The organism is Natronogracilivirga saccharolytica, assembly GCF_017921895.1.
Lineage (GTDB): Bacteria > Bacteroidota > Rhodothermia > Balneolales > Natronogracilivirgulaceae > Natronogracilivirga > Natronogracilivirga saccharolytica.
Map to the genome: position 1 here is coordinate 479,889 of NZ_JAFIDN010000001.1, position 23,092 is coordinate 502,980.

20 protein-coding genes are annotated in these 23,092 nt (G+C 48.1%); 7 read left to right on the plus strand and 13 right to left on the minus strand.

The window, feature by feature from the left end; genetic code table 11:
* The first annotated feature begins 69 nt into the window (after positions 1–69).
* Complete coding sequence (locus NATSA_RS01960; RefSeq protein ID WP_210509923.1) at positions 70–1,314, plus strand: amidohydrolase family protein; 1,245 nt, start codon at positions 70–72, stop codon at positions 1,312–1,314.
* Here the strand turns inward: NATSA_RS01960 and NATSA_RS01965 are convergent.
* Positions 1,265–3,526, minus strand: coding sequence for a tetratricopeptide repeat-containing sensor histidine kinase (locus tag NATSA_RS01965; protein ID WP_210509925.1), 2,262 nt, complete (start codon positions 3,524–3,526; stop codon positions 1,265–1,267). The genes NATSA_RS01960 and NATSA_RS01965 overlap by 50 nt on opposite strands.
* 280 nt (positions 3,527–3,806) lie before the next feature.
* On the opposite strand from NATSA_RS01965, the gene NATSA_RS01970 reads away from it, so the two are divergent.
* Both NATSA_RS01970 and NATSA_RS01975 read left to right on the plus strand, forming a co-directional pair.
* The gene (locus tag NATSA_RS01970) at positions 3,807–5,495 is read left to right on the plus strand and encodes a sensor histidine kinase (protein WP_210509927.1); all 1,689 of its coding nucleotides are present in this window, start codon (positions 3,807–3,809) and stop codon (positions 5,493–5,495) included.
* Positions 5,488–6,192 (plus strand): response regulator transcription factor, encoded by a 705-nt coding sequence (locus tag NATSA_RS01975; RefSeq protein ID WP_210509930.1) that lies wholly within the window; start codon positions 5,488–5,490, stop codon positions 6,190–6,192. Before NATSA_RS01970 ends, NATSA_RS01975 begins: the two co-directional genes overlap by 8 nt.
* Positions 6,193–6,261: 69 nt before the next feature.
* On the opposite strand, the gene NATSA_RS01980 is transcribed toward NATSA_RS01975, so the two are convergent.
* The 9 genes from NATSA_RS01980 to NATSA_RS02020 all read right to left on the minus strand — a co-directional run bounded on the left by NATSA_RS01980 (position 6,262) and on the right by NATSA_RS02020 (position 14,630).
* The gene (locus NATSA_RS01980; protein ID WP_210509933.1) at positions 6,262–6,819 is read right to left on the minus strand and encodes an NADPH-dependent FMN reductase; all 558 of its coding nucleotides are present in this window, start codon (positions 6,817–6,819) and stop codon (positions 6,262–6,264) included.
* A gap of 115 nt (positions 6,820–6,934) precedes the next feature.
* Positions 6,935–8,308, minus strand: coding sequence for a replication-associated recombination protein A (locus tag NATSA_RS01985; RefSeq protein WP_210509934.1), 1,374 nt, complete (start codon positions 8,306–8,308; stop codon positions 6,935–6,937).
* Positions 8,309–8,329: 21 nt separating this feature from the next.
* Positions 8,330–8,629, minus strand: coding sequence for an ArsR/SmtB family transcription factor (locus tag NATSA_RS01990; protein WP_210509936.1), 300 nt, complete (start codon positions 8,627–8,629; stop codon positions 8,330–8,332).
* 102 nt (positions 8,630–8,731) lie between these two features.
* Positions 8,732–9,373, minus strand: coding sequence for a class I SAM-dependent methyltransferase (locus NATSA_RS01995; protein WP_210509938.1), 642 nt, complete (start codon positions 9,371–9,373; stop codon positions 8,732–8,734).
* Between the two features lie 17 nt (positions 9,374–9,390).
* Positions 9,391–11,061, minus strand: a complete 1,671-nt coding sequence (locus NATSA_RS02000; RefSeq protein WP_210509940.1) for a SulP family inorganic anion transporter — start codon at positions 11,059–11,061, stop codon at positions 9,391–9,393.
* A 72-nt stretch (positions 11,062–11,133) separates the two neighbouring features.
* Positions 11,134–12,561 (minus strand): MBL fold metallo-hydrolase, encoded by a 1,428-nt coding sequence (locus tag NATSA_RS02005; RefSeq protein ID WP_210509943.1) that lies wholly within the window; start codon positions 12,559–12,561, stop codon positions 11,134–11,136.
* A gap of 104 nt (positions 12,562–12,665) precedes the next feature.
* Entirely contained in the window at positions 12,666–13,082 is a 417-nt protein-coding gene (locus NATSA_RS02010) for a DUF6691 family protein (RefSeq protein WP_210509945.1), read from the minus strand.
* A gap of 46 nt (positions 13,083–13,128) precedes the next feature.
* A complete protein-coding gene (locus NATSA_RS02015; protein ID WP_210509947.1) occupies positions 13,129–13,689 on the minus strand; it encodes a YeeE/YedE family protein in 561 nt (186 codons plus the stop codon).
* Between the two features lie 272 nt (positions 13,690–13,961).
* The gene (locus NATSA_RS02020) at positions 13,962–14,630 is read right to left on the minus strand and encodes an energy transducer TonB (RefSeq protein ID WP_210509949.1); all 669 of its coding nucleotides are present in this window, start codon (positions 14,628–14,630) and stop codon (positions 13,962–13,964) included.
* A 373-nt stretch (positions 14,631–15,003) separates the two neighbouring features.
* On the opposite strand from NATSA_RS02020, the gene hemN reads away from it, so the two are divergent.
* From hemN to queD, 4 genes are all read left to right on the plus strand, one after another.
* A complete protein-coding gene (gene hemN, locus NATSA_RS02025) occupies positions 15,004–16,371 on the plus strand; it encodes an oxygen-independent coproporphyrinogen III oxidase (RefSeq protein ID WP_210509950.1) in 1,368 nt (455 codons plus the stop codon).
* 83 nt (positions 16,372–16,454) lie between these two features.
* On the plus strand, positions 16,455–17,339 hold the full coding sequence (locus NATSA_RS02030) for a universal stress protein (protein WP_210509951.1): 885 nt from the start codon (positions 16,455–16,457) through the stop codon (positions 17,337–17,339).
* Positions 17,340–17,401: 62 nt separating this feature from the next.
* Complete coding sequence (locus NATSA_RS02035; protein WP_210509952.1) at positions 17,402–19,315, plus strand: glutamate-cysteine ligase family protein; 1,914 nt, start codon at positions 17,402–17,404, stop codon at positions 19,313–19,315.
* Positions 19,316–19,387: 72 nt separating this feature from the next.
* Entirely contained in the window at positions 19,388–19,750 is a 363-nt protein-coding gene (gene queD, locus NATSA_RS02040) for a 6-carboxytetrahydropterin synthase QueD (protein WP_210509953.1), read from the plus strand.
* Between the two features lie 117 nt (positions 19,751–19,867).
* Here queD and pdxH read toward each other — a convergent pair whose 3' ends face one another.
* From pdxH to NATSA_RS02055, 3 genes are all read right to left on the minus strand, one after another.
* Positions 19,868–20,605: a pyridoxamine 5'-phosphate oxidase gene (gene pdxH / locus NATSA_RS02045; RefSeq protein WP_210509954.1), complete on the minus strand. Its 738-nt coding sequence runs from the start codon at positions 20,603–20,605 to the stop codon at positions 19,868–19,870.
* A 206-nt stretch (positions 20,606–20,811) separates the two neighbouring features.
* Positions 20,812–21,255, minus strand: a complete 444-nt coding sequence (locus tag NATSA_RS02050) for a hypothetical protein (RefSeq protein ID WP_210509955.1) — start codon at positions 21,253–21,255, stop codon at positions 20,812–20,814.
* Positions 21,256–21,291: 36 nt separating this feature from the next.
* Positions 21,292–22,872, minus strand: a complete 1,581-nt coding sequence (locus NATSA_RS02055; protein WP_210509956.1) for a BCCT family transporter — start codon at positions 22,870–22,872, stop codon at positions 21,292–21,294.
* Between the last annotated feature and the right edge of the window lie 220 nt (positions 22,873–23,092).

The window sequence follows — 23,092 nt, forward strand, 5'->3', positions numbered from 1 at the left end:
TCAACCGGATGCCGCGCTTCAGAAAAATCCTTATCGAACCGGAGAATGTATACTTCAAAACATAACACCATGACTTTACCTTGCGACAAATTACCGGCCCTTGTTTTCATCATACTTCTTGCTGCCGGACTTTTATCCGATGAACTTTATGCTCAAAAAGCTGTAAAGGGCGACACGGTTTACACCATGGAAGGGGAACCCGTGGAAAACGGAGTGGTGCTTATCAGAGATGGAAAAATTGAACAGGTGGGACCGGCAGAGGAGATTACGATTCCGGACGGTTATGAAACATTTCAGGGCTCCGTTGTCACTCCGGGACTTATCGATGCCCGAACGGTCGTCGGTCTGGCAGGTTATTACAACCAGGATCACGACCAGGACCAGCTTGATCTTACTCATGCCATTCAGCCGGAACTCCGTGCCATTGATGCCTACAATGCCCGTGAAGAGCTTGTTGGTTTTCTGCGTGACAACGGCATCACGACGATGCATACCGGTCATGCACCCGGTGCGGTGATCAGCGGTCAGACCATGATTGTCAAAACGACCGGCCGAACGGTGGATGATGCTATCGTGGATTCCACTACTGCTCTTGCAATTACTCTCGGATCCGTAGTCAGGAATAATTTTGACACTCCCGGAACCCGCTCCAAAGGTATTGCCATGTTCCGGCAGGAACTGATCCGTGCTCAGGAGTATGCCGGGCGGCGAAATAACGAAGACCCGGACAGGCGTCCTGACCGGGATCTTGGTCTTGATGCCATTGTGGATATGCTAGAGGGCCGGATCTCAGCTTTGATTACGGCGCACCGTTCCCGGGATATTATGGCAGCACTGCGTCTTCAGCGCGAGTTCGGTTTTCCGCTTATACTTGATGGAGGCGCTGAAGCCTACGTGCTGAAAGACGAACTGAAGGAAGCGGGTGTTCCGGTTATCATACATCCGACAATGGTCCGGACAGGAGGTGACACGGAAAATGCGGCATTTGACACTGCAAAGAGGGTAAGCGAGGCGGGTATTCCGGTGGTATTTCAAAGCGGATATGAGCCCTATGTGCCAAAGACGCGGGTGGCTTTGTTTGAGGCCGGTATTTCTGCAGGTTACGGTATGGACCGGGTGGAGGCTCTTCGGTCACTGACCATCAGTTCCGCAGAAATCCTTGGAATAGACGACAGAACCGGGTCGCTTGCAGAAGGCAAAGATGCAGATGTAGTGATTTTTGACGGAGATCCGTTTGAGTATACGAGCCGGCCGACACACGTATTTATTGATGGAACTCAGTTTCCTGCACCGGATCCGGTTCAGAATCAGTAGCAGGTTCGCCATTTGTGCCTTTTTCAGTCGCATCATCGCTTTGCTCCATGCTTGCTTCGGCAAAGCCTCTGGGAAACTCGCAAATAAAGCTGCTGCCGTCGCCAATTTCGCTTTCCACCGTAATGGTTCCGCCAAGGCGCTCGATTAGCATTTTCACCGTATAAAGTCCCAGGCCGGTCGTCTGCTCATCGGCAGTGGGGCGGGCTGAAAGCTTGCCGAACATCTGGAACATCTTTTTTCTGTCCTCAATGGATATTCCCGGACCTTCGTCACTTACTGCAAACTGCCAGTAGTCTTTTCCTGCCTTCCTGACTTCAACCTTGACTTCGGAATCTTTGGGCGAAAACTTCAATGCATTGGAAATGAGGTTATCTGCAATGCGCTCCAGATAGGTTCGGTTGGACTCCGCCACGAGAGGCGTGAGACGTTTTTTGATTTTGATTTTCTTTTCCCTGGCCACTTCTCGGTAGCTGTCAACCACATTGGCTACAAGATCATCACACTGAACCGGTTCAAGCTCCACACTGTCAGGTTCTTTTTCCAGTGAATGGACTTCAAGCAGTCCACTGATCATGTTATTGAGCCGGTGTGCTGATTTTCGTGCGATGTTCAGATGTTCTTTATCGGTCTCATCCTTGATGTTTTCATTGATCACATCCAGAAAACCGATGACCCCGAAAAGCGGATTCCTGAGGTCATGAACAATAATATCCACAAGCCGGTCTTTCTCATTGTTGATCTGCTTAAGCTCACTGTTCAGAGATCGCAACTGGTTGTTTTTAGCCGTAATAACCTTGTTTTTCTGCTCCATTGATTTGTAGGCCTTCCGCAGTTTCCACTGATTCCGGAAGAGTACAAGCAGGAAAACGGCAAATACAACTACTCCGATTACCAATCCGGTAAGCAGCAATCTCTGATTCCGGCTCAGCCGTTCCTGATACGACAGTTCCTGACGCAGCAGCTCGTTTTCAGCTGATTTCAGGTCCACCTCGTAGGCCATCCGTACCTCTTCGAACTCTCTTTCCCTGCGTATGCTGTCAAGGCTGTCGGAATAGGCCTGCATTTGGCGCTTGGCGTCAAGCGCGCCACTGAAGTTCTGCTGACGCTCCATCAGCGACGCTTCAATATCCCAGCTTCTTGTCAGTACATCCAGATTATCGAGCTGAAGGGCCAGCTGGCGGGATTCGTTCAGATATCGCTGAACTTCATTGAGCTGGCCCATCTCCATGAGTACGTTGGCCAGGCCGATGGCGTGGTACATGATCCCGGGCTGGAAATTGATCGAACGGCTTTCTTCATATGCCTGTGAGAAAAACGAATGGGCCAGATCATATTTTTCAAGATCTGTGTACACTTCGGCAAGATTGTAGTAATTCTGAATCAATCTGGGACTGATACCCATCTGCTGGTTGATGTCTACGGCTTTCAGCAGTGAATCTGCAGCCTCTTCCTTTCGGTCCATCGCCCTGAGAGAATTGGCGATGTTGTTGTAATTGGTTGCAAGCTGCAGTTTGTTGCCCGTTTCTTTGTTTAACCGTATTGCCTGATCGTATTCCTGCAGCGCCATCTCGTTTTTATCCTGCCGATGGTAAATGAGCGCAATATTGTTCCTGGTGACGGCTTCGTTTCGTTTGTCACCGATCTCCTTGAATTTTTCAAGTGCCCTGATGTTAAGTCTTAGCGACTCAACCGGATCATGACGGGAGACGGCTCTTCCCTTGGAAGCGTAGACAGTGGCAATGATATTCATATCATCCACGTCAGGAACCAGCCGTTCTGCGTCGCTAAGCACCTCAAGGCCTTCCCTGTCACGATTCTGGAAAAAGTAGATATTTGAAAGCTGGATGAGTGCCGCCACCTCCTGCCGGGGTGTGCCGTGTTCATCAATACGCTCGAGATTCTCCTTGATCAGCTCGGACGCTTCTCCAACTCTGTTCCGGTCAAAAAGTGCGGAAACCTGGTGTGTTTTTGCATCTATATAGGCGTGATAGTCTCCTCTTTTTTCCGCCTCTTCCAGCACCACCTCCACAAGCTGGTCAGCCCGGCTGAAATTATTGGACAGAATAGCTTTGTGAATTTCATTGTTCAGCTCAACAAGATCCGGTCCTTCAGCGTCGTCGCTTTTGCTCTCTTTCTCTGTCATGTCGCAGGCTGTCACGCAGACCAGCAGGCTGACTACAGAGATAAACAGTAGATATCGTAGTATCGCCATGAGATATGGTATAATTTACCTGTAGATCTAAATTATAGGAAAAACAATTCAATTTTGAAAATATCAATTCACAATGGCTATCCTATTATTGTTAAAGATTAACAGAGCCAATATCATTGTTTTAGATACCGTCAATTAATGTTGTTAATACGGCACTCAAACATTTGTTTAGTATCATAAGGAGTTCATATATTTACATTTCTTAAGTTAGTTTAATTTCTACTTAATAGAAGTACCCTTGTCCCCGTTGTTTACTGCAGTTGGTCTTACATTATAGCGCATGAAGAAATACAGATACATCAGGTGGATATTGCTGGCAATGGGTTTGACGGCGGTCATCGGACTGACCGGGATGAATGTATATTCTCTGTATGCCCTTCATGAAAACACTGTCAAAAATACGGTCGAAAAGCAAAAACGTCAGCTGCTTGAGTATACCAACCAGGTACGAACCCGTTTTCGTCAGCCTCTTTCCGAATTGTGGCGTGTTGATATGGAGCATTTGCAAAATGCCATTTCATCGGAAGATCCGGACAGTATTCCCGACGATTTTTTAGAAATTGTTGAGGCAAACCAGCAGGACGGACTCTATTCCGATATTTATTTTGTCTTTCCCGATTGTCAGGCCTGTGACAGTCACGGCGCTCCTGTCTGGCATTATGATCCGGCATCCGCCAGTTTTGTAGAAACCACAAGCTACAGCAGATTTGTCACGGACGGACTGGCAATGGCAAACACAAGAATGAACGCGCTTGTCCGGGATTACCGGTGGAGCACCCGTGCATTTTTTGATGCACAAAACAGCATGACGGTCGCTCTGATCAACAACAGAAACAGGGAGATTGTCGGCTATCTGAACTTTCTGGTTGATCCGGAATATCTGGTCAATGAATATCTGGGCCCCAAGCTTATCAACACATTCGGCGTTGGTGAAGAAGCTGGTATCATTGTCTGGCTGCACGACTGGACCAAAAACAAGGTGCTTGCAACAACAGCAACCGGAGTATCCTATTCCTACCAAAAAGTGGATTTTATCCAGAATTTTCCGGATCTGCTGGATGACTGGAACCTGAAAGTCTCGTTTACGGATAACCCGGACATCGCTGCTTCGCAGGCCTCCTTGATGCGGAACCTGATTGTATTGGGAGCGGCCGTTCTGCTCCTGATCGGAGCTTTTGTATTCATGTTTCTTACTGCCCAGCGGGAACGGGAACTTGCCCAGCGACAAGCCGATTTTTTGGCAAACGTCACGCACGAGCTTAAAACACCGCTTTCCGTTATTCTTGCAGCCGGTGAAAACCTCTCCGACGGACGCATTGATAATAAAAACAGATTAAAATCGTATGGCTCCCACATTTTTAACGAGTCATTGCGTCTCCGCAAAATGATTGACCGTCTTCTGGATGTCGCCAAATCGGGCAATTCCCGGGTCCATACAGACCAAAGACGCATTTATCCTATCGATTTCATCAGCAACTATCTCGACACCAAGAAAACGTATTTCGAAACGAACAACGTCGAAGTGGCATTCAATTCGGAGAAGGATATTCCACCGATCGACATTGATCCGGGCCACTTCCACTCCATACTGGATAATCTCACAGAAAACGCGGTCAAGTACAGCCCTGATGAAAAATATATCGGAATTGCACTTACCAGTGACGGAAAGAGCGTCAGGCTGAGTATAGAAGATCGCGGCGCTGGTATTCCAAAAAACGCGCAAAAGTATATTTTTGACAAGTTTTTCCGTGTCGAAGAGACCTACACAGCCAACACGAAAGGTCATGGTCTCGGGTTGTCCATTGTAAAAGACCTTGTTCATCGCAATCATGGAAGTATAAATGTAAAAAGTGTTCCAAATAAAGGAACAGTCTTCACCGTTTCATTCCCAGTGGCGCAGAGTCATGATGGTAACGGAACGACTGAGACATCGGAAACAACAAATAAACAGGAAACAGAGCATGTCTGAAAACAATCAGAAGATTCTAATCGTAGAAGACGAACCGAGCCTTATTTTCACGCTTCGTGACACGCTTGAAAACGAGGGTTTTATTGTATTAACAGCCGAAGACGGTAATCAGGCTTTGGAGATCGTTGAAGAGAGTGTTCCTGATCTGATGATTCTTGATGTTATGCTTCCCGGCATGAGTGGTTTTGATGTATGCAAAAGCCTCAGGGATAAAAAACACACGTTTCCGATCATCATTCTTACGGCGCGCGATCAGGAAATTGACAAGGTAACCGGACTGAACATCGGTGCGGACGATTATATCACAAAGCCATTTGGTGTCAAGGAGCTGCTTGCCAGAATCCAGGCCAGATTGCGGCGCAGTGATGATGGAAACGGCGCAAAAAACGATGTTATTGACCTCGGTGATACCCGCCTTGACCTTAATGCATCCGTTGTAAAAAGACCTGACGGTGACTTTGAACTCACCACGCGCGAAGTTGAGGTGCTCAGGTATCTTGCAGAATTCCCGAATGAGCCGGTCACCCGGAAATCACTGCTGGAACATGTCTGGCGCTACGAACACAGCACCAGTACACGCACCGTGGATGTCCACGTATCCAAGTTGCGTTCAAAAATTGAAATGTATCCGGATGATCCGAAATACCTGGTGACTATGCACGGGGTTGGTTATATGCTTAAAATCAAAAACAGCTGACGCCCCGCATGCTCCGGTTTACTGCAGCCGGCCCGGATTTTTTCCCGAACCATTTACACATCTGGTTTTTCAAACCGATTCTCTTTCCTGAATCCGGGATACAAACTGAACAAATCCCTCAATCTGGCTGTCGAGCAGATCAGATACGAATTCGTCAGTAACACCTTTGTCTTCATCAAAGATTTTGTTAACTCTTTGAAGAAAGACCCTTTCGGGAAAGTTGTGCGCATTGCGGTAGGAGCATACCATCTGCAATTGTTCTACCGCTCTGATAGCCCCGAATGCTCCTGCAGCTTCCCCGATATAGGCAATCGGTTTTTTATTGAATGCTTCCGGAAATGGCAAATAATCAATAAAAAGCTTCAGAATACCCGGAAATGACCCATTGTACTCGGGAATGACCATTACAATCCCGTCAGCTTCAATTACCTTGTTTCTGAAAGCCTCAATCTTAGAGAGCGATTTGCCATAGTTGCCGCCAATTGCTTCTTCCAAAGGAAAATCCTCAAGACTAACGACTTCCGCCTCTGCTCCCTGCTTTTCATACAGAGGCTTCAGGAATCGGGATACTTTCAATGACATGGAACCGGGCCGGTCAGTTCCGCTCAAAATGCAGATTTTGTTCATAATGCTGATATAATGTATGGTTAAGCCTCCGGCTTATGCCTGGCTTTTTTTCTTTCACCACCCACAACATGAAAAACCTGCTCTATCATTCACTCCGGAAAAAAATAAAACGCAATCAACCGGAGGACCGGTTCTTGCCAGATGCAGCCGTTTTTTTGATTTCCATGAGCCGCTCCCACCGGCGTGCCTCAAGTCCCTGATTACCAGGCTGAAACCACCGGGCATCAGTAAGTGAATCCGGAAGATACTGCTGATCTACCCAGTGATCCGGATAACTGTGCGGATATTTATAATTATCGGAGGCATTTTCTGCATCCAGGTACCTGGCTTTTTTTGCATTGGCCGTTTTATCCCTCAGGTGATCCGGAACCGGCTTTGTCCCCTTTTCCTTGTGTTCACGAACGACACCGAAAATGGCGCCGGTACTGTTGCTTTTGGGTGCCAGTGCCAGATGCAGACAAGCCTGGGAAAGGAAGTAGAAGCCTTCAGGCATTCCGCATTTTTGAAATGCCTCGTGGGCGCTGTTAACCACTGAAAGGGCGTGGGGATCTGCCAGCCCCACATCCTCAGATGCGAAAATGAGCAGTCTTCTGAAAACGAAATGGGGATCCTCTCCTCCCTCGATCATCGCCGTAAGCCAGTACAGCGAAGCATCCGGATCAGATCCGCGCAGGGATTTGATCATCGCCGATGCAAAATGGTAATGCTCGTCCCCTGTCCGGTCATAACGGATGTAGCGCTTCTGGATAGACTCTTTTGCGACGGACTCATCCACCACCTTTTTTCCCTCATTGTTTTCCCGGCTTGTGAGTATGGCCATTTCCAGGGCATTGAGGGCGTGACGGATATCTCCTCCCGAGTATTCGGTGAAGTAGTCAACGGCATCCGGTGTGACATACACATTCCACGATCTCATGCCCCGTTCTTCATCAGCCAGTGCCCTGTGAATGAGCTGCTTAATATCTTCAGCCTGAAACGGAAACAGCTCAAAAAGCTGACACCGTGAAAGAAGCGGTCCCACAAGTGAATAAAACGGATTGAGGGTCGTCGCCCCGATGAGCGTAATGAGACCGGACTCAATGTGAGGAAGAAGGGCATCCTGCTGGGCCTTGTTCCATCTGTGGATCTCATCGACAAACAATACCGTTTTTCTGTGATACAGCTTGCGCTGCTCGTCAGCTTTGGCCACCACATTCCGGAACTCCTTTACACCATCAAGTACCGCATTGAGCGTAACGAAATCCGCATCAACCTCACGGGAAATCACATGGGCAAGGGTCGTTTTGCCGCAACTGGGCGGACCGTAAAAAATCATGGATCCGATACGCCCGCTCTCTATCATGCGGCGCAGCAGTTTACCCTCACCGGTCAGATGTTTCTGTCCGGCAAACTCTGTTATGGATACCGGGCGCATTCTGGTTGCCAGCGGCTGATTGTGTCCCTGCCTTCCGCTTTGCCCGCCCGGTGAAGATGCATCGAAAAGATCCATAGATCTGCCTGAAATAATCTGTCAAACCGTGCTGCACCGCTCCATGATCTCAATTATTTTTGTGATCTGGCGATGTTTCAGCTCATATCTCATATTTTTGCCATCGCGATAGGAAAGCAGCACGCCCTTGTTTTTGAGAATTCCAAGATGATGCGATGCTACTGCCTGCTCAACCTCCAGCTTCTCATGGATCTCGGATACAGAAAGTGTTCCGTGCTCTTCCAGTAATTCAATGATGGCTATCCTAACCGGATGGGCTATTGCCTTCAGCACTGAAGCACAATGCTCCAGTTTGTGTGCTCCTGCTTTTGCATCAATCATCTGCTTTACCTCGAATCAAAAATAAATATCAAGTTATCTACATATAATATATATGAAATATATAGATATTTCATTACAAGTCAAAATCGCCGCGTATCCCGGCTATGTTCTCTTTCTGAATACAGCCCGGACGATATTAGCCGGCCCGCTGTGTCCCGGCCCCTCTTCAAGTACGGTTTCGGTTTCGTCGAGTTCCAGGACATCACAATCCTGAAAATCAGATTTCAGGATATCTGCTGTGTAGAGCATGTCAGCACTTTGCGGGCCGCCTGATGCATTGCCGAGCTGAGAAACATGAAATGCTTCGATGATCACCAGTCCTTCCGGCTTCAGGGCATTGATAATATGCCTGTGTACCTTTTGCCTGTACTGCGGCGGAATGTGGGCGTAGATCAGACCGGCAGCATCATACCGGTCGTCCGGCAGATCCGCGGAAGTGACGTCCCTGATATCATAATTAACAGTGACACCGGATGCAGCAGCCAGGCCGGAAGCTTTCTTTTGTGCTACCTTGCTCTGGTCGAAGGCATCTACAATCCAGCCCTGATTTGCTGCAAATACAGCATTTCTTCCTTCTCCCTCCATAGGAAGGAGAAGCCTGAAAGCCTTATCTGCTTCAGAATGGTCTGATGGCCCGCTTCCCTCATTAAATAACCGGGTTATTCTGTCTGCGAAGAAACGGTTTGGTTCCTCGCCATAGACATATTCACTACTGTCATATCGCTGATCCCAGAATTCTGTCATGCTGATACCTTTTCTTTCTATTTGTCAAATGATTCAACAGCATCGTGCACATCCATATGTGACAGCCGCTGATCATCCCGTTTTCTGAAAAAACTGCTTTCCACAAGCAGGTCGCGAACCGGTCCGTGCACCGCTGCCAGCCTGAGCTGGATGTTTTTCCGAGCCAGCTCCTTCTCAATCCCGGCAAGCGCATGAATACCTGTGGTATCGATTGAATTAATTCCGGAAGCATCAATTACAACGAGTCGGACATCTGTCCCTTTTTCCTCTGTCAGCTTTCGTACCGAATCGCTGAAGTGATTGGCATTGGCGTAAAAAAGCGGCGCATCGTACCTGATAACAAGCACATCATCTCTTTCCCCGGCATCCTCAAACCGGTCAAGATTGCGGTAGACTCTGGTTTCAGGCAAACGTCCCAATCTGGCGACATGCGGCTTGCTGCTGTGATAAACCACCACACCGAGCGATGCGACCACACCCGTAAGTATTCCTTCCTCGATGCCAAGAAACAGCGTTACGGCAAACGTTATGGCCATCATAGCGAAGTCTTCTTTCTTGGTTTTCCAGAGAAACCGTATTTCCCTGACATTGATCAGCCCGATAACCGCTGTGATGATGATAGCCGCCAGAACGGCATTCGGAAGGTAATAGAACAGGGGTGTCAGGAAAAGCAGTGTGAGTCCGATAAGCAGTGCGCTTATGATACTCGCCATCCCTGTTTTGGCTCCGGCTTTGTCATTGACCGCCGATCTTGAAAATCCGCCGGTTACCGGAAATGCCTGAAACAGAGAACCGCCGAGGTTGGCGGATCCGAGGGCAACCAGCTCCTGATTGGCATCCAGCTTGTAGTCACCATGCCTGGCCTGAATGGATTTTGCAATAGCAATGGATTCCATAAATCCTACAAGTGAAATGGCAACGGCTATGGGAATCAGCCGGTAGGCCTCATCAAAGCCAATTACCGGAACAATAGCGGATGGCAGACCGGAGGGTACATCTCCGATGATGCGGATGCCCCTGTCATCCCAGCCGGTGAGGGCAAGAAGAACAATACCAGCAGCAACAACCAGCAGTGCCGCTGGTATGCGCTTGTTCCACCATGAAATCAGATAGATCAGGGTTACAGCAGCAATACCAAGTAGTGCCGTACCGTAATGCATCTTGTCACTGTTTTCAATAAGCTGAAACAGGACTTCATGGACCTGACCTGATCTTTCAACAGGGATACCGATCAAATGGGGAAGCTGACTGAATGCGATGATCAGTGCAGCTGCGGCTGTAAATCCCGTAATAACCGGATGGGACAGGAAGTTTACAAGAAATCCCATCCGCAGCAGGCCCATAAGCAGCTGGATTACCCCTACCATAAAAGCCAGCATAATCGCCAGCTGCACATATTCACTGCTGCCGGGCTCGGCAAGGTCACTGACACCTGCAGCAATAAGAAGGGAAACAACCGCAACAGGACCGACACCCAGCTGACGGGATGTTCCCATGAGACCATAGATCAGCAGAGGGATCAATGCCGCATACAAGCCGTATACCGGTGGCATGCCGGCTATCAGCGCATAGGCCATAGCCTGGGGAATCAGCATAACGCCGACCGTAAGGCCCGCGGACAAATCCCCTTTAAACCAATCTTTATTGTATCGGGGAAGCCAGGATAGTATGGGTAAAAAGTTTTTCACAGCTGTACATGTTTAAAAAAAAGGGCGCGGGATCCATCGCCCCGAGCCCTTTTTTTCATTCAGCGCGGCTTATCAGCCGGCAACGCCTTCTTTTTCGTTGAACCATTTGTCGAACTCACCATCAACGTAGGCTACATCATGGCCGTAACGCTGAACCAGTGAGGAGGCAACCGCCGAACGTCCGCCACCGGAGCAGTGCACGTAAACGGTTTTGCCGTTTGGCTGCACCTCGTCAATACGCTCCAGAAGGCGCGTATGCGGGATGTTTTTTGCTCCTTCGATGTGGCCTTCGGCAAATTCAGACGCCTTTCGCACATCCAGAACATAGGCATCGTCACCAAGCATTTTGTCGCCGTCTTTTTCAACGAACAGATGCGGTATGGATACGGCCGCGTTATTGTCTGCCAGCCATTTCTCGTATTCATCAACCGGGATGAATCCTCTTATATCGTCCAGGCCGACATTTACAAGATCTCTGACCGCATCCTCCAGATTCTCCTCATCAATGACCAGAAAGACCGGCTGATCCTCTTCAACAAACGATCCTGCCGTAGTATTGAACTGTTTGTCGAGAGGTGAGAATATGGCACCTTTAAGGTGTCCGTTCATGAATGCTTCACGCCCTCTGGTGTCAATAAGCGCCACTTTTTTGTTATCCTCAAATTCAGCAAGTTTTGAGGTTTCTGTTTTGCCGGGTATCGGAAGCCCTCTGAGTACTTTCGGACCCATTTTATTGTCACGCTTCATGCGGGCAAAGTACAGCGGCGGCTCAGGCTGACCCTCAAGGATGAAATTGACAAAATTTTCCTCAGATGTCGCCTCTTTCAGTGACGCGTTGAAGTTCATTTCGTATCCGACGGTACTTTTGGGAACGGCACCGAGTGCTTTTCCGCAGGCACTTCCGGCTCCATGTCCCGGCCAGACCTGCATGTATTCGGGCATCGACTTGAACTTCTCAAGTGACTTGTAAAGGGTCTGGGCTGAAGGCTTCATGACATCTTTCATGCCGGCGGCAGATTCAAGCAGATCCGGTCTGCCCACATCACCGACAAAGACAAAGTCACCGGTTGCAATGCCCATCGGCTGATCAGCACCGCCACCCTTGTCCGTTACGGCAAAAATGAGATGTTCCGGCGTGTGACCCGGAGTGTGAATGGCTTTGATCTCGATATTTCCGACCATGAAAGTAAAGCCGTCTTTCATCAGCTCATAGTTGTAATTGCTGCCGATCAGCCATTCGTACTTCCAGTCTGAATCGCCTTCATCGGAAGCATAAACCTTGACACCACGCTCAGCAAATTCACGAAGTCCGGATATATAGTCGGCATGAATGTGCGTATCGGCAGCAGCCGTGATTTCAAGCTTCTCCTGCTCTGCGATGTCGTAGTACTGCTGAACATCACGCATAGGGTCAATCACAACAGCTTCGCCTGTTTTCTGGCAGCCGATCATGTAAGCATACTGTGCAAGTTTGGGTTCAAAGATTTGACGGAAAAACATAGTGATTCTCCTTTTTTGTGGTTGTTGTTTTAAAAAACTCTGTAATCTTTTTGTCACGATTGTGTGCTGCTTTTCCGGAGCAGCGCTGCGGGACGTGAGAACCGTCAGTGCGGGAGACTTTCACGGAATACGCCGTATGCATAGGTTCCGGCAAGTGCCGCAAGTATCGGTATGATGAAGATGGTTATCCCGCTCCCAAGCAGGGCAAACAGCGGGCCGGGGCATGCTCCGGTCAGTGCCCAGCCGAATCCGAACAGTGTTCCGCCTATGATATACCTCTTCTTCTGTGAAGCATCCTTGGGTGGAATGGATATGGGATTGCCCTCGGTATCCTTCAAGTTAAACCGCTTGATTATCTGGATGGAAATCATTCCCACAATGATGGCGGTGCCGATCACACCGTACATGTGGAAATCCTGAAAACGAAACATCTCCTGGATCCGAAACCAGGAAATCACCTCGGCTTTTGTCAGGACAAAGCCAAAGAGTGTGCCAATGAGAAGATATTTGATGTAATTCATGATGAGTCTTGTTTTTGGATTAAGTTCGAATTTCCCGGTTAACTGATCAGAAAATCAGCGGATAAATGACATGCGTTACGACAAGGCCGCCGACAAAGAATCCAATGACAGCTATTAACGAAGCCAGCTGCAGATTGGAAATTCCGCTGATAGCATGACCTGAAGTGCACCCGCCGGCATACCGGGCACCAAATCCGACCAAAAAGCCGCCTATGACCAGCACTATTACTCCCTGCAATGTTCCAAGATTACTCCAGGAAAAGAGCTCAGAAGGCACAAAACCGGAAAAATCAGTAAGGCCAAACGCCTGAAGATCCGCGATTGTGGCGGCTGACAAGGCTATCGGCTCGGGATTCTGGAAAACGTATCCGCCAAGGAAACCGCCGATAAATACACCCAGTACAAACACCAGGTTCCACATGCCCTGGGATTTCCAGTCATAATTGAAAAAGGAAACATTACCCGGTGCGCATGCAGCGCAGGCATGTCGAAGGCTGGATGAAATTCCGAATTGTTTGTTTCCGAAAAACAGAAGAAGCGGTATGATCAGACCGATAATGGGTCCGGCCACATACCAGGGCCACGGTTGTGTTAACAACTCAAGCATAACAGGATCGATTTTGATTGATAATTGACATGTTTAATTGACTGGTCTTCATTCGATAGATAATATACATATATAAATAACTATATGTCAAGTAAAAAAGTTCCTTTTTTTTCAGCTATGAAACTGAAGTAAAATCATCAGTATGATGTCGTCTGAAAATGCGCCCTGCCGGGCGCACCAAACAAAAAAGGCGCAACACTTCAGAACGAAATGTCACGCCTTTTCTAAATTACCTGTCCGACATTTCGCCGGAACGTATGCTTGTAAGTGTATTACTGAGACAGGCGGAATGTAATTGGCAGCGAGTAGCGGACACGAACCGGACGGCCTCTCTGGCGTCCCGGTGTAAACTCAACCTGCTTGACCGCTTCAACAGCTGCCTCATCACAACCACCACCAATACCGCGTACTACCTGCGGATCCACAACCTGTCCTTCTTCATCAATGATAAACTGAACAACGACACGTCCTTCAATACCGGCCTGCCGGGCAATCTCGGGATATTCAAGATTGTCATAAATTGCCTGCATTCCTCCTTTCAGTTCCGGCATGTCCTCAACAATCGTGAACACTTCCGGCTCTTCTTCTTCCTCATCATCCTCCGGCGGAGGCGGTGGAGGCATATCCATTGGTGCATCAAGATCTACTTCGGTATCAAGATCATAAAACTGGTCTTCAACGATCTCGTCATCAGGTACGGGTTCCGGTGACGGCGGCCGGGGCGGAGGCGGAGGGGTTGTCTCTTGCTCAGTCTGGATAATCTCCTCCATTTCAATGATCTCCTGCTCTTCTTCCTGAATCTCAAACTCACTTCCCGGCTGGAGATCTATTCGGAATAAGGCGATCAGTATGATCAGCGTCACAATAAATCCAATCTGCAGGTTGATCATGTAATACTTGTGCAGATTTACATTTGGTTTCTTGTTCTCTAAAATACTCATGATTTAAACTCCCAGTCTCTAAACCAAAAAAGACCTTTAATTTTCTGTTCAGATACAATCCTTGTAATGCCGGACATTATAAGGCTCAAAATACAAAATTTGAAAAGAAGGTACCGATTTTTTTTGGTAACGCTTCCCTGAAACTGAAAAGCGGTTCCAATTTGGTTATCAAGGGCAATATTCAATGTTTAAGATTCCGGTTCGGTTTACATGTAATGAACGATACTCCGGCAAATTTCGTCTGCCTATATAAAGTAATGATGAATAAAATTACTTGTATTTTCAAACGTTAGCTTCATTTCCGGACAGATAACCTGTGTATTACACCCCCCCCGGGATACCCTGCACAAAATTTCAGTTTTATTTCTTTACCATGCACAATACCACATATCTGGTCGACAAATACAGCAGGCAGGCACCGCGCTATACCTCTTATCCATCGGCTCTGCATTTCAGGGAAATGGAGGATGTTTCGGATGCAACTGCTTTGATAAAAGAGCGTAACCTTCGGCCCGGTCCGGTCTCCATCTATATACATATTCCATTTTGTGCTTCATTATGCTGGTATTGCGGCTGCACGAGGGTGATTACACGTCAGGAAGGTGACAGCAGCGTTTACCTGGATCACCTTTTTTCGGAAATACGCTCACTTTCGCAACAACTCCACCCTGAAAACAAGGTAGTTCAGCTTCATTTCGGGGGCGGTACACCAACATTTCTTAGTCCGGATGAGCTGCGTACGGTGGGAAAACAGCTTCGTGAACATTTTCATTTCAGCAATGACATGGAGCTTGCCGTTGAAATCGATCCCAGGCGACTCACCGAAGATCATGCTCAGGCTCTGGCCGAAATTGGCTGCAACCGGGCCTCGATCGGCATCCAGGACGTCCGGCACGAGGTGCAGAAAGCGATTAACCGCATACAGCCCATGGAGATAAATGAACGGGTTACCCGCTGGCTGCGTCAAGCCGGAATCCACAACATCAATGTGGATCTGATTTACGGGCTGCCGCTTCAAAACAAAAAAAGCTTTGAAGAAACGCTTGAAGCTGTTAAAACTCTGGATCCCGACCGTTTTGCCATCTTCCACTATGCCCACGTCCCCTGGATGATGCCGGCCCAGAAATTGCTCGACAAGTACCCGATGCCGGATTCCTACGAGAAGTTTTCCATGCTGGAAATGACAATCGCCAATTTAACCCGCTCCGGATATGAGTACATCGGCATGGACCATTTCGCAAAAAACGACGACGAATTGTCGGTGGCACGACATAACGGTACTCTGCAGCGAAATTTCCAGGGATACAGTACCCGTCCGGACACGGACATCTATGGTTTCGGGATGTCATCCATATCACAAATCGGTGACGGTTACCTGCAGTCCGTAAAGGAGCTCGATACCTATTACGAGCGGATTTCCGGCAGCCGGATGCCCTACTTCAAAGAGTACTACCTGACAGAAGACGACCGTATTCGCCGGAAAACCATCATGAAGCTCATGTGCAATCTGGAGCTCGATTTTTCGGAGATAAGCACTGAATGGGATATTGACGCGAAATCCCGTTTTTCTGATAATTTCGACAGGTTGCAGGAAATGGCAGATGACGGACTGGTTATTCTGCATGAGGACGGGCTGAAGGTCACAGATACCGGGCGGATGTTCCTCAGAAACATAGCCACTGCATTTGATGCCTATTATGCATCATCCGAAAAAAAGGGCAGATACTCAAAAACAGTGTAAATACCGACAGATGTGACTGGACTTCTGTCAATTTCTCTGTTATTTTCGTCGGACATTAACTTATTCACATCAATCTTGCCGACATGGAAAATCCACGCATCCTTGTTCCGACCGACCTTTCCGATTTAAGTCTTGTCGCTTTTGAATCAGCCAATTATCTCGCTGACATACTGGACGGCATGGTACTTCCACTGTATGTGTATCCGCCGGAAAAAGATGGTGCAAGCTTTCCTGTACCGCCTACGCCTCCCAAAAAGATTGAAGAACTTGAAGCCGAGCTGGAGAAAAAAGTCTCAGCTTATGTCGATGAAGACAACCTGGAACCGGTTGTCGTCCGTAAAGGAAAACCGTGGGAAATCATCATGGAGGAATCGGAGGATGCTGACCTGATCGTCATGACATCGCACGGCAAATCCGGCTTTTCCCGGCTCTTTCTCGGTTCTGTGACTGAACGTGTGGTAAGATTCAGCAAAGCCCCGGTCCTGCTGGTTGAGAAAGACTCCAAAATCAAACCGCTCAGCGATATTCTGCTGACCACGGACTTTTCTGATCACTCGCTTCTCGCATTTGATTACACCCGGGATTTGGTCGCCGCCACCCATGCCAAAGTTCACCTGGTGCATCTTGTAAACCTGTCCCAGTTCAGTAAAGTCAGTACGTTTGACGATCAGATAGAAAGCCTTCAGCAAAAACTGAATGAGTGGGTGGATGAACATTTGAAAGAAATCCGCAAAAATGTAACCGCGGAAGTGCTGCCTGTGAAATCCTCCATTCACGAAGCAATAGTCCATCTGACGAACCAGAAAAAATACAGCATGGTGGTAATGTCCACTCTGGGTCATACCGGGCTCAAATATCTGCGGCTTGGCAGTACAGCAGCAAATGTTCTGAGGCTGGTAAAAACGGCTGTATTCAGTATAAATCCGCGAATGGACAAGCCCATTGGCAAAGAACATGTCGAGCGGTAATCACACGTTCCCCAATTATCGGTTAATCCGATACCCACGACTCCTGTAACCGGCTCACGACCATGGAACATCCATCCTCCGCCCGGCATCCTGAAAAGCTGCGTGCTTTTACAAAATACCTGATCCGGGACACAAAAGCGCTGGAACAGATGCTTGCCGACGATATGTTCGAACGCGACACCAAACGAATCGGTGCCGAGCAGGAACTTTTCATCATTGACCGGGCCAGCCGCCCCTATTCTCTGAACACCAAACTTATTGAGGAGCTGGATGATCCGCATTTTGCATATGAACTTGCCCGGTTCAATCTTGAGTTCAACCTCGATCCTCTGTCCTTTGGCGGCAAATGCCTCCGGAATCTCGAACAGGAGCTGAACAAACTGATCGGCAAAGCCCGGCAGGTAGCTGAAAAGCATGAAGGGGATATCATTTTGATGGGCTCTCTTTCGACAATCCGCAAGTCGGATCTCGGAATGGAAAACATCACCCCGAAGGAGCGATACTACATGCTTAATGATGCGCTTACAAGGGTGCGGGGCGAGGAGCATGAGCTGAAAATAAAAGGTGCCGATGAACTTCATGTAAAGCACGATTCGGTGATGATGGAATCCTGCAACACCAGTTTTCAGATTCACTTTCAGGTGTCCCAGGAGGATTTTGCCCGTCTGTACAACATTGCCCAGCTGGTGGCTGCCCCTGTACTTGGTGCCGCCGCCAACTCACCGTTTCTGTTCGGGAAACAGCTTCTTCATGAAACACGCATCGCCGTTTTCCAGCAGTCGATTGACAACCGGAAAGCCCAGGACTTTGTAAATGAAAGAAAGCCCCGGGTTCAGTTTGGTTCGCGCTGGATCGAAGAGTCCGTCATGGAGATATTTCAGGAAGACATCGCGCGTTTTCGGGTCCTGTTTGCAATCGATGATATCGAAGATCCTTTTGAAGCGCTTGACAGCGGACGCATTCCCAAACTTGAGGCGCTCCAGCTCTTCAACGGCACGATTTACCGCTGGAACCGGCCCTGTTACGGCATCACCGACGGCAAACCTCACCTCAGAATCGAAAACCGGGTGCTGCCATCGGGGCCCTCTGTTGTTGACGAAGTGGCCAATGCGGCGTTCTGGCTCGGACTTATGGCAGGCGTATCGTCACAATATGACGACATCACAAAACTGATACCATTCAAGGAAGTGGAATCCAACTTCCTGAGCACTGCCCGTCGCGGCCTGCTGTCACAGATTAAATGGCTTGATGGCAACAGCTATCCTACCCAGGATCTTATCATGAACGAGCTTATCCCCCTGGCAAGGGAAGGGCTTAGACTTCACGATATTGACAGCGAGGATACTGAGCACTATCTGGGGGTTATACAGGAACGAACCCGCAAAGGTCAGAATGGTGCAATCTGGCAGCTTGATTCCTTCCATAACCTTGATGACATCTGGAGTCCGTACGAAAAGCTGACCGCCATTGCCGATTCCACTTTGAAAAATCAAAAATCCGGCAAACCGGTCCATCAATGGCCCAAGGCTAAAGTTCACCGGAAAAACCGCTGGGAAAAGGCGTTTGCCAAAGTAGGGCAGTTCATGACCACGGACATTTACACCCTGCAGGAAGACGACATCATCGATCTGGCGGCCAATGTGATGGAATGGCAGCGAATCAAACATATTCCGGTTGAGAATGATCAGCATTTTCTCGTCGGAATGGTTACCTACCGTTCCATGATCAGCACACTCAACAATATTATCGCCAAGCAGCTGGATCACACCAATGTCTCCGTTAGTGATATCATGGACCGCGAGATTGTGACGGTGTCACCGGACACCCCTTCTGTGGAAGCCATTGAACTGATGCAGAACAATGATATATCCAGTCTGCCGGTTGTTGAAGGCGGCAAGCTCGTGGGCATCGTCACCGAATTTGATTTTGCCCGCATTGCTGCAGAACTGCTCAAGGACAGGTTGAAAAAGCGGTAAAAGGTTTTTCATTGAAATTTTATTGCTGATTTGCGTTTCCGTATCTTTTGTGCTGAATCAAATCAAACTGATATGGAGATATATAAAGAATTTCAATTTGAGGCCGCGCATTATCTGCCCAACCTGCCTGAAGACCATAAATGCCGGCGCATGCACGGCCATTCATACCGAATCAAACTGTATATCGGTGGACCGATAGATCCGGCAATCGGCTGGATCAAAGACTTTGCCGATATCAAAAAATCATTTACGCCGGTATACAAACAGCTTGATCATTATGTATTGAATGATATTGAGGGACTGGAAAATCCGACCAGCGAAAATCTTGCCCGGTGGATCTGGAACAAGACGAAACCACTGCTGCCGGAACTGACCCGCGTGGAAGTGATGGAAACATGCACTACCGGCTGTATTTACGAAGGCGATGACAGCTGACACATTGTCTGTGAGGCCGGAATGATGCGTCTCAGAGCAAATAACTTCGCACATTTTCAGAAGCTGGGATAAAGACAGTGCAGGCGTGCAATTGTGATACGCAATAGTGATGTATCGCTACGGAGCCAGACGTGACCGGACCCATTCTGATTCATCCGATGAGCCGGACCGGTCCCGCGTATAGCACAACCGGTCATGCAAACGGTTAACCCTGCCCTGCCAGAATTCGATGCGATGGGGACTGACCTTGTACCCGCCCCAGTTAGCCGGTCTTGGTATTTTGTCAACAGCAGGATATTTCTCTTCCAGTTCTTTTACTTTTCTCTCCAGGTCCCCCCGTGATTCGATCACATCGCTTTGCGGTGACGCTGCGGCACTGAGGCGGCTTCCCGCAGGACGGGAATTGAAATAGGCATCCGACTGGCTGTCAGGCACTTTACCGGCCACACCCTCAATGCACACCTGCCGCATCAGATCCGGCCAGTAAAATATCAGGGATACGTACTGATTGGCAGCAATATGCCTGCCTTTCCTGCTGTCATAATTTGTATAGAACACGAACCCGGTTTCATCAAAGTCCTTCAGCAGTACCGTCCGCGATGACGGACGGTTGTCCTGATCAACGGTTGACAGTATCATGGCATTGGGATCGTCCTTAATTACGTTTGTTGCTTCCCTGAACCATGTTTCAAACTGCTTGATCGGATTTGTGTCCGCATGCTTTTCCAGTAGCGGCCGGCCCTGATATTCCCGCCGGAGCAATGCAAGGGACTGTCGGGTCAGTCTGGCCGGATCCGAAAGCTCTTCCCTGCCCGGAAGCCGCTGCCGAATATAGCGGAAAACAGATCGAATCATGCTGACAAGAGGGGTTTTGTATTAAAAAAATGGTTTATGATAACCCGGAAGCCCAAAAAAACTGCATGAAGAAAGTATCATCAAACCATGTCATATACAAATTATGAGATTAAAAAAAATGCCGCCCTGAGTTATTCAGAGCGGCATAATGACTACATATTTACACAATGACCTGACAAATGGTATCCGTCAGGGAACGATGCAGATCAAAGATTCCACTGCATATGGCGCTTGTACTCATGCAGGAATTCCTCGATAATTTGTTCTTTTGTGTAGTTGGTCACATCGTGGTAAAGCGGTCCGTCTTTCAGGAAGACTTCGGCGCGGTACTGATCGCCTTTTTCATCTTTCAGCGGCAACACCGGGAAAGAGAACTCTTTCTGACGGTACGGCCGTGACCTGATGGAAAAATAGAACTCTTCCGATCCTTCATGGAATACGCGGATAGTGGCAGACATTGCTTCTGTCTCCACATCAATATCACGATCATATTCCTGGAGTTCATTGGCTATTTCCTCAAAAGCAGGCTCTACCACATCGGCAATAAATTTTTTGACACGAATTTTGCCTTTCGATTCTGCTTCTCTTCTTTTCTTCTTCAGTACATCCTCATCAAAAATCTCTTTCAGAGTTTTTTTCCAATTACTCATTGAAACTCCCGTTTAAATTGCGATTGGATACTACGCTTACTGAGATCCACTGTCGATATCCCCGGAATCCTGCGGCTTTTTCGACTTGGCTTTGAATGTTTTGCGCCGTACAAGCCGTTCCGTTCCTTCTGTGCTAAGGCCCTTGTAAAGACTGTAACACATCAACAAAAGAATAATGGTAAACGGAAGTCCGGTGGTAATAGCTGCTGTCTGCAATCCGCCAAGTCCGCCGGCAAGCAACAGTACAGCTGCTACTGCACCCTCGGAAAGTGCCCAGAACACTCGCTGCCCCACAGGAGGATTCGGATTTCCACCGGAAGCAAGCATGTCAATAACAAGTGAACCGGAATCAGATGAGGTCACAAAAAATGTAATGATCACCAGGGTAGCTGCAATAGAAGTGATCGTTGCAAGCGGGAGGCCATCCAGCATCGCAAACAACATCTGTTCGGTATCAAGGCCGGAAATTCCAGCATCTCCTAATATTTCCATATTAAGGGCCGTGTTGCCGAATACCGTCAGCCAGATAAATGTAAACGCAGTCGGTACAAGCAGTACGCCACCGACAAACTCCTGAATACTTCGGCCTCTTGAGATTCGGGCGATAAACATACCAACAAATGGTGACCATGCAATCCACCATCCCCAGTAGAAAAGTGTCCATCCGGCAAGCCAGCCATCTACAGCCTCTCCGTCAAATGTTCCCAGCCAAAAACTGGATTGAACAAGATTCTGGAGATAATAACCGGTATTTTCAACAGTGGCATTCAGCAGGTATACCGTAGGACCGAGTATGAAAACAAAAATAATCAATCCGACAGCTACACTCATATTGAAGTTACTCAGTCTTCGGATACCTTTATCCAGTCCAAGCACTACGGAGATGGTTGCAATAGCTGTAATTCCAGCAATTAACAATATCTGAATGGTAGTTGACACCTCAACGCCGAACAGATATTCAAGTCCAGCATTAACCTGCATTACACCGAGCCCCAGCGAAGTCGCCACTCCGAACATGGTTCCGAAAATTGCCAGAATATCAATGGTATTACCTCTCCAGCCATAGATTTTATCGCCGAGTAGCGGATAGAATGCCGAACGGATGGAAAGCGGGAGTCCTTTTCTGAAATGAAAATAAGCCAGGGACATTCCGACTATGATGTAGATAGCCCACGGGTGAAAGCCCCAGTGGAAAAAAGTGAGTCGCATTGCTTCACGAGCAGCCTCCAAAGACTCACCACCTATAGTAGGAGGTGCCAGGTAATGAAACATGGGTTCGGCAACGCTGAAGAATACCAATCCGATACCCATACCGGCACTGAAAAGCATCGTAAACCAGGATGCATAGCTGTAATCAGGTTCGGAGTCATCAGGACCCAACTTGATCTTCCCAAACCGACTAAAGAACAAGTAAATTACAAATATAAGAAAAATGGACACAGAAAGGATGTAAAGCCATCCGAACTGATCTACAATAAATTCCTGGATATAGCCAAACACTACATTTGTTCTATCTGGAAAAGCTGCGCCCAAAAAAACAAACAAAATGATTATAACAATCGAGATAAAAAAGTTATATGGATTGACCTCCAGATTCAGCTTTTTGTGTAGGGACATTAAACCTCCATTGTTCGTTCATATTCAGAAAGCCGGTAATTATACCGGATTTCAGGACACTCAACTTAATCTTAATCGCGGCCTTGCCCGGCCTTCGGTCAAGTAGTTTTCTTTCGGGCCTCTTCAATGAAGCCGGCCCACCACATCGACTTTGTGAACATAGTAAATTTCAGCAGTATTGCCAAAATGAATGCTGTAAAAACAGCAGCTTCTGAACAGG

Bases quoted from the DNA above. Each gene is read 5' to 3' on its own strand.
- hemN (WP_210509950.1), top strand. From the start codon at position 15,004: ATGCACAATACCACATATCTGGTCGACAAATACAGCAGGCAGGCACCG.
- NATSA_RS02005 (WP_210509943.1), bottom strand. From the start codon at position 12,561: ATGTTTTTCCGTCAAATCTTTGAACCCAAACTTGCACAGTATGCTTAC.
- NATSA_RS01975 (WP_210509930.1), top strand. From the start codon at position 5,488: ATGTCTGAAAACAATCAGAAGATTCTAATCGTAGAAGACGAACCGAGC.
- NATSA_RS01980 (WP_210509933.1), bottom strand. From the start codon at position 6,819: ATGAACAAAATCTGCATTTTGAGCGGAACTGACCGGCCCGGTTCCATG.
- NATSA_RS01970 (WP_210509927.1), top strand. From the start codon at position 3,807: ATGAAGAAATACAGATACATCAGGTGGATATTGCTGGCAATGGGTTTG.
- pdxH (WP_210509954.1), bottom strand. From the start codon at position 20,605: ATGATTCGATCTGTTTTCCGCTATATTCGGCAGCGGCTTCCGGGCAGG.
- NATSA_RS01990 (WP_210509936.1), bottom strand. From the start codon at position 8,629: ATGATTGATGCAAAAGCAGGAGCACACAAACTGGAGCATTGTGCTTCA.
- NATSA_RS02055 (WP_210509956.1), bottom strand. From the start codon at position 22,872: ATGTCCCTACACAAAAAGCTGAATCTGGAGGTCAATCCATATAACTTT.
- queD (WP_210509953.1), top strand. From the start codon at position 19,388: ATGGAGATATATAAAGAATTTCAATTTGAGGCCGCGCATTATCTGCCC.
- NATSA_RS02030 (WP_210509951.1), top strand. From the start codon at position 16,455: ATGGAAAATCCACGCATCCTTGTTCCGACCGACCTTTCCGATTTAAGT.
- NATSA_RS02010 (WP_210509945.1), bottom strand. From the start codon at position 13,082: ATGAATTACATCAAATATCTTCTCATTGGCACACTCTTTGGCTTTGTC.
- NATSA_RS02035 (WP_210509952.1), top strand. From the start codon at position 17,402: ATGGAACATCCATCCTCCGCCCGGCATCCTGAAAAGCTGCGTGCTTTT.
- NATSA_RS01995 (WP_210509938.1), bottom strand. From the start codon at position 9,373: ATGACAGAATTCTGGGATCAGCGATATGACAGTAGTGAATATGTCTAT.
- NATSA_RS02020 (WP_210509949.1), bottom strand. From the start codon at position 14,630: ATGAGTATTTTAGAGAACAAGAAACCAAATGTAAATCTGCACAAGTAT.
- NATSA_RS02015 (WP_210509947.1), bottom strand. From the start codon at position 13,689: ATGCTTGAGTTGTTAACACAACCGTGGCCCTGGTATGTGGCCGGACCC.
- NATSA_RS01985 (WP_210509934.1), bottom strand. From the start codon at position 8,308: ATGGATCTTTTCGATGCATCTTCACCGGGCGGGCAAAGCGGAAGGCAG.
- NATSA_RS02050 (WP_210509955.1), bottom strand. From the start codon at position 21,255: ATGAGTAATTGGAAAAAAACTCTGAAAGAGATTTTTGATGAGGATGTA.
- NATSA_RS01965 (WP_210509925.1), bottom strand. From the start codon at position 3,526: ATGGCGATACTACGATATCTACTGTTTATCTCTGTAGTCAGCCTGCTG.
- NATSA_RS01960 (WP_210509923.1), top strand. From the start codon at position 70: ATGACTTTACCTTGCGACAAATTACCGGCCCTTGTTTTCATCATACTT.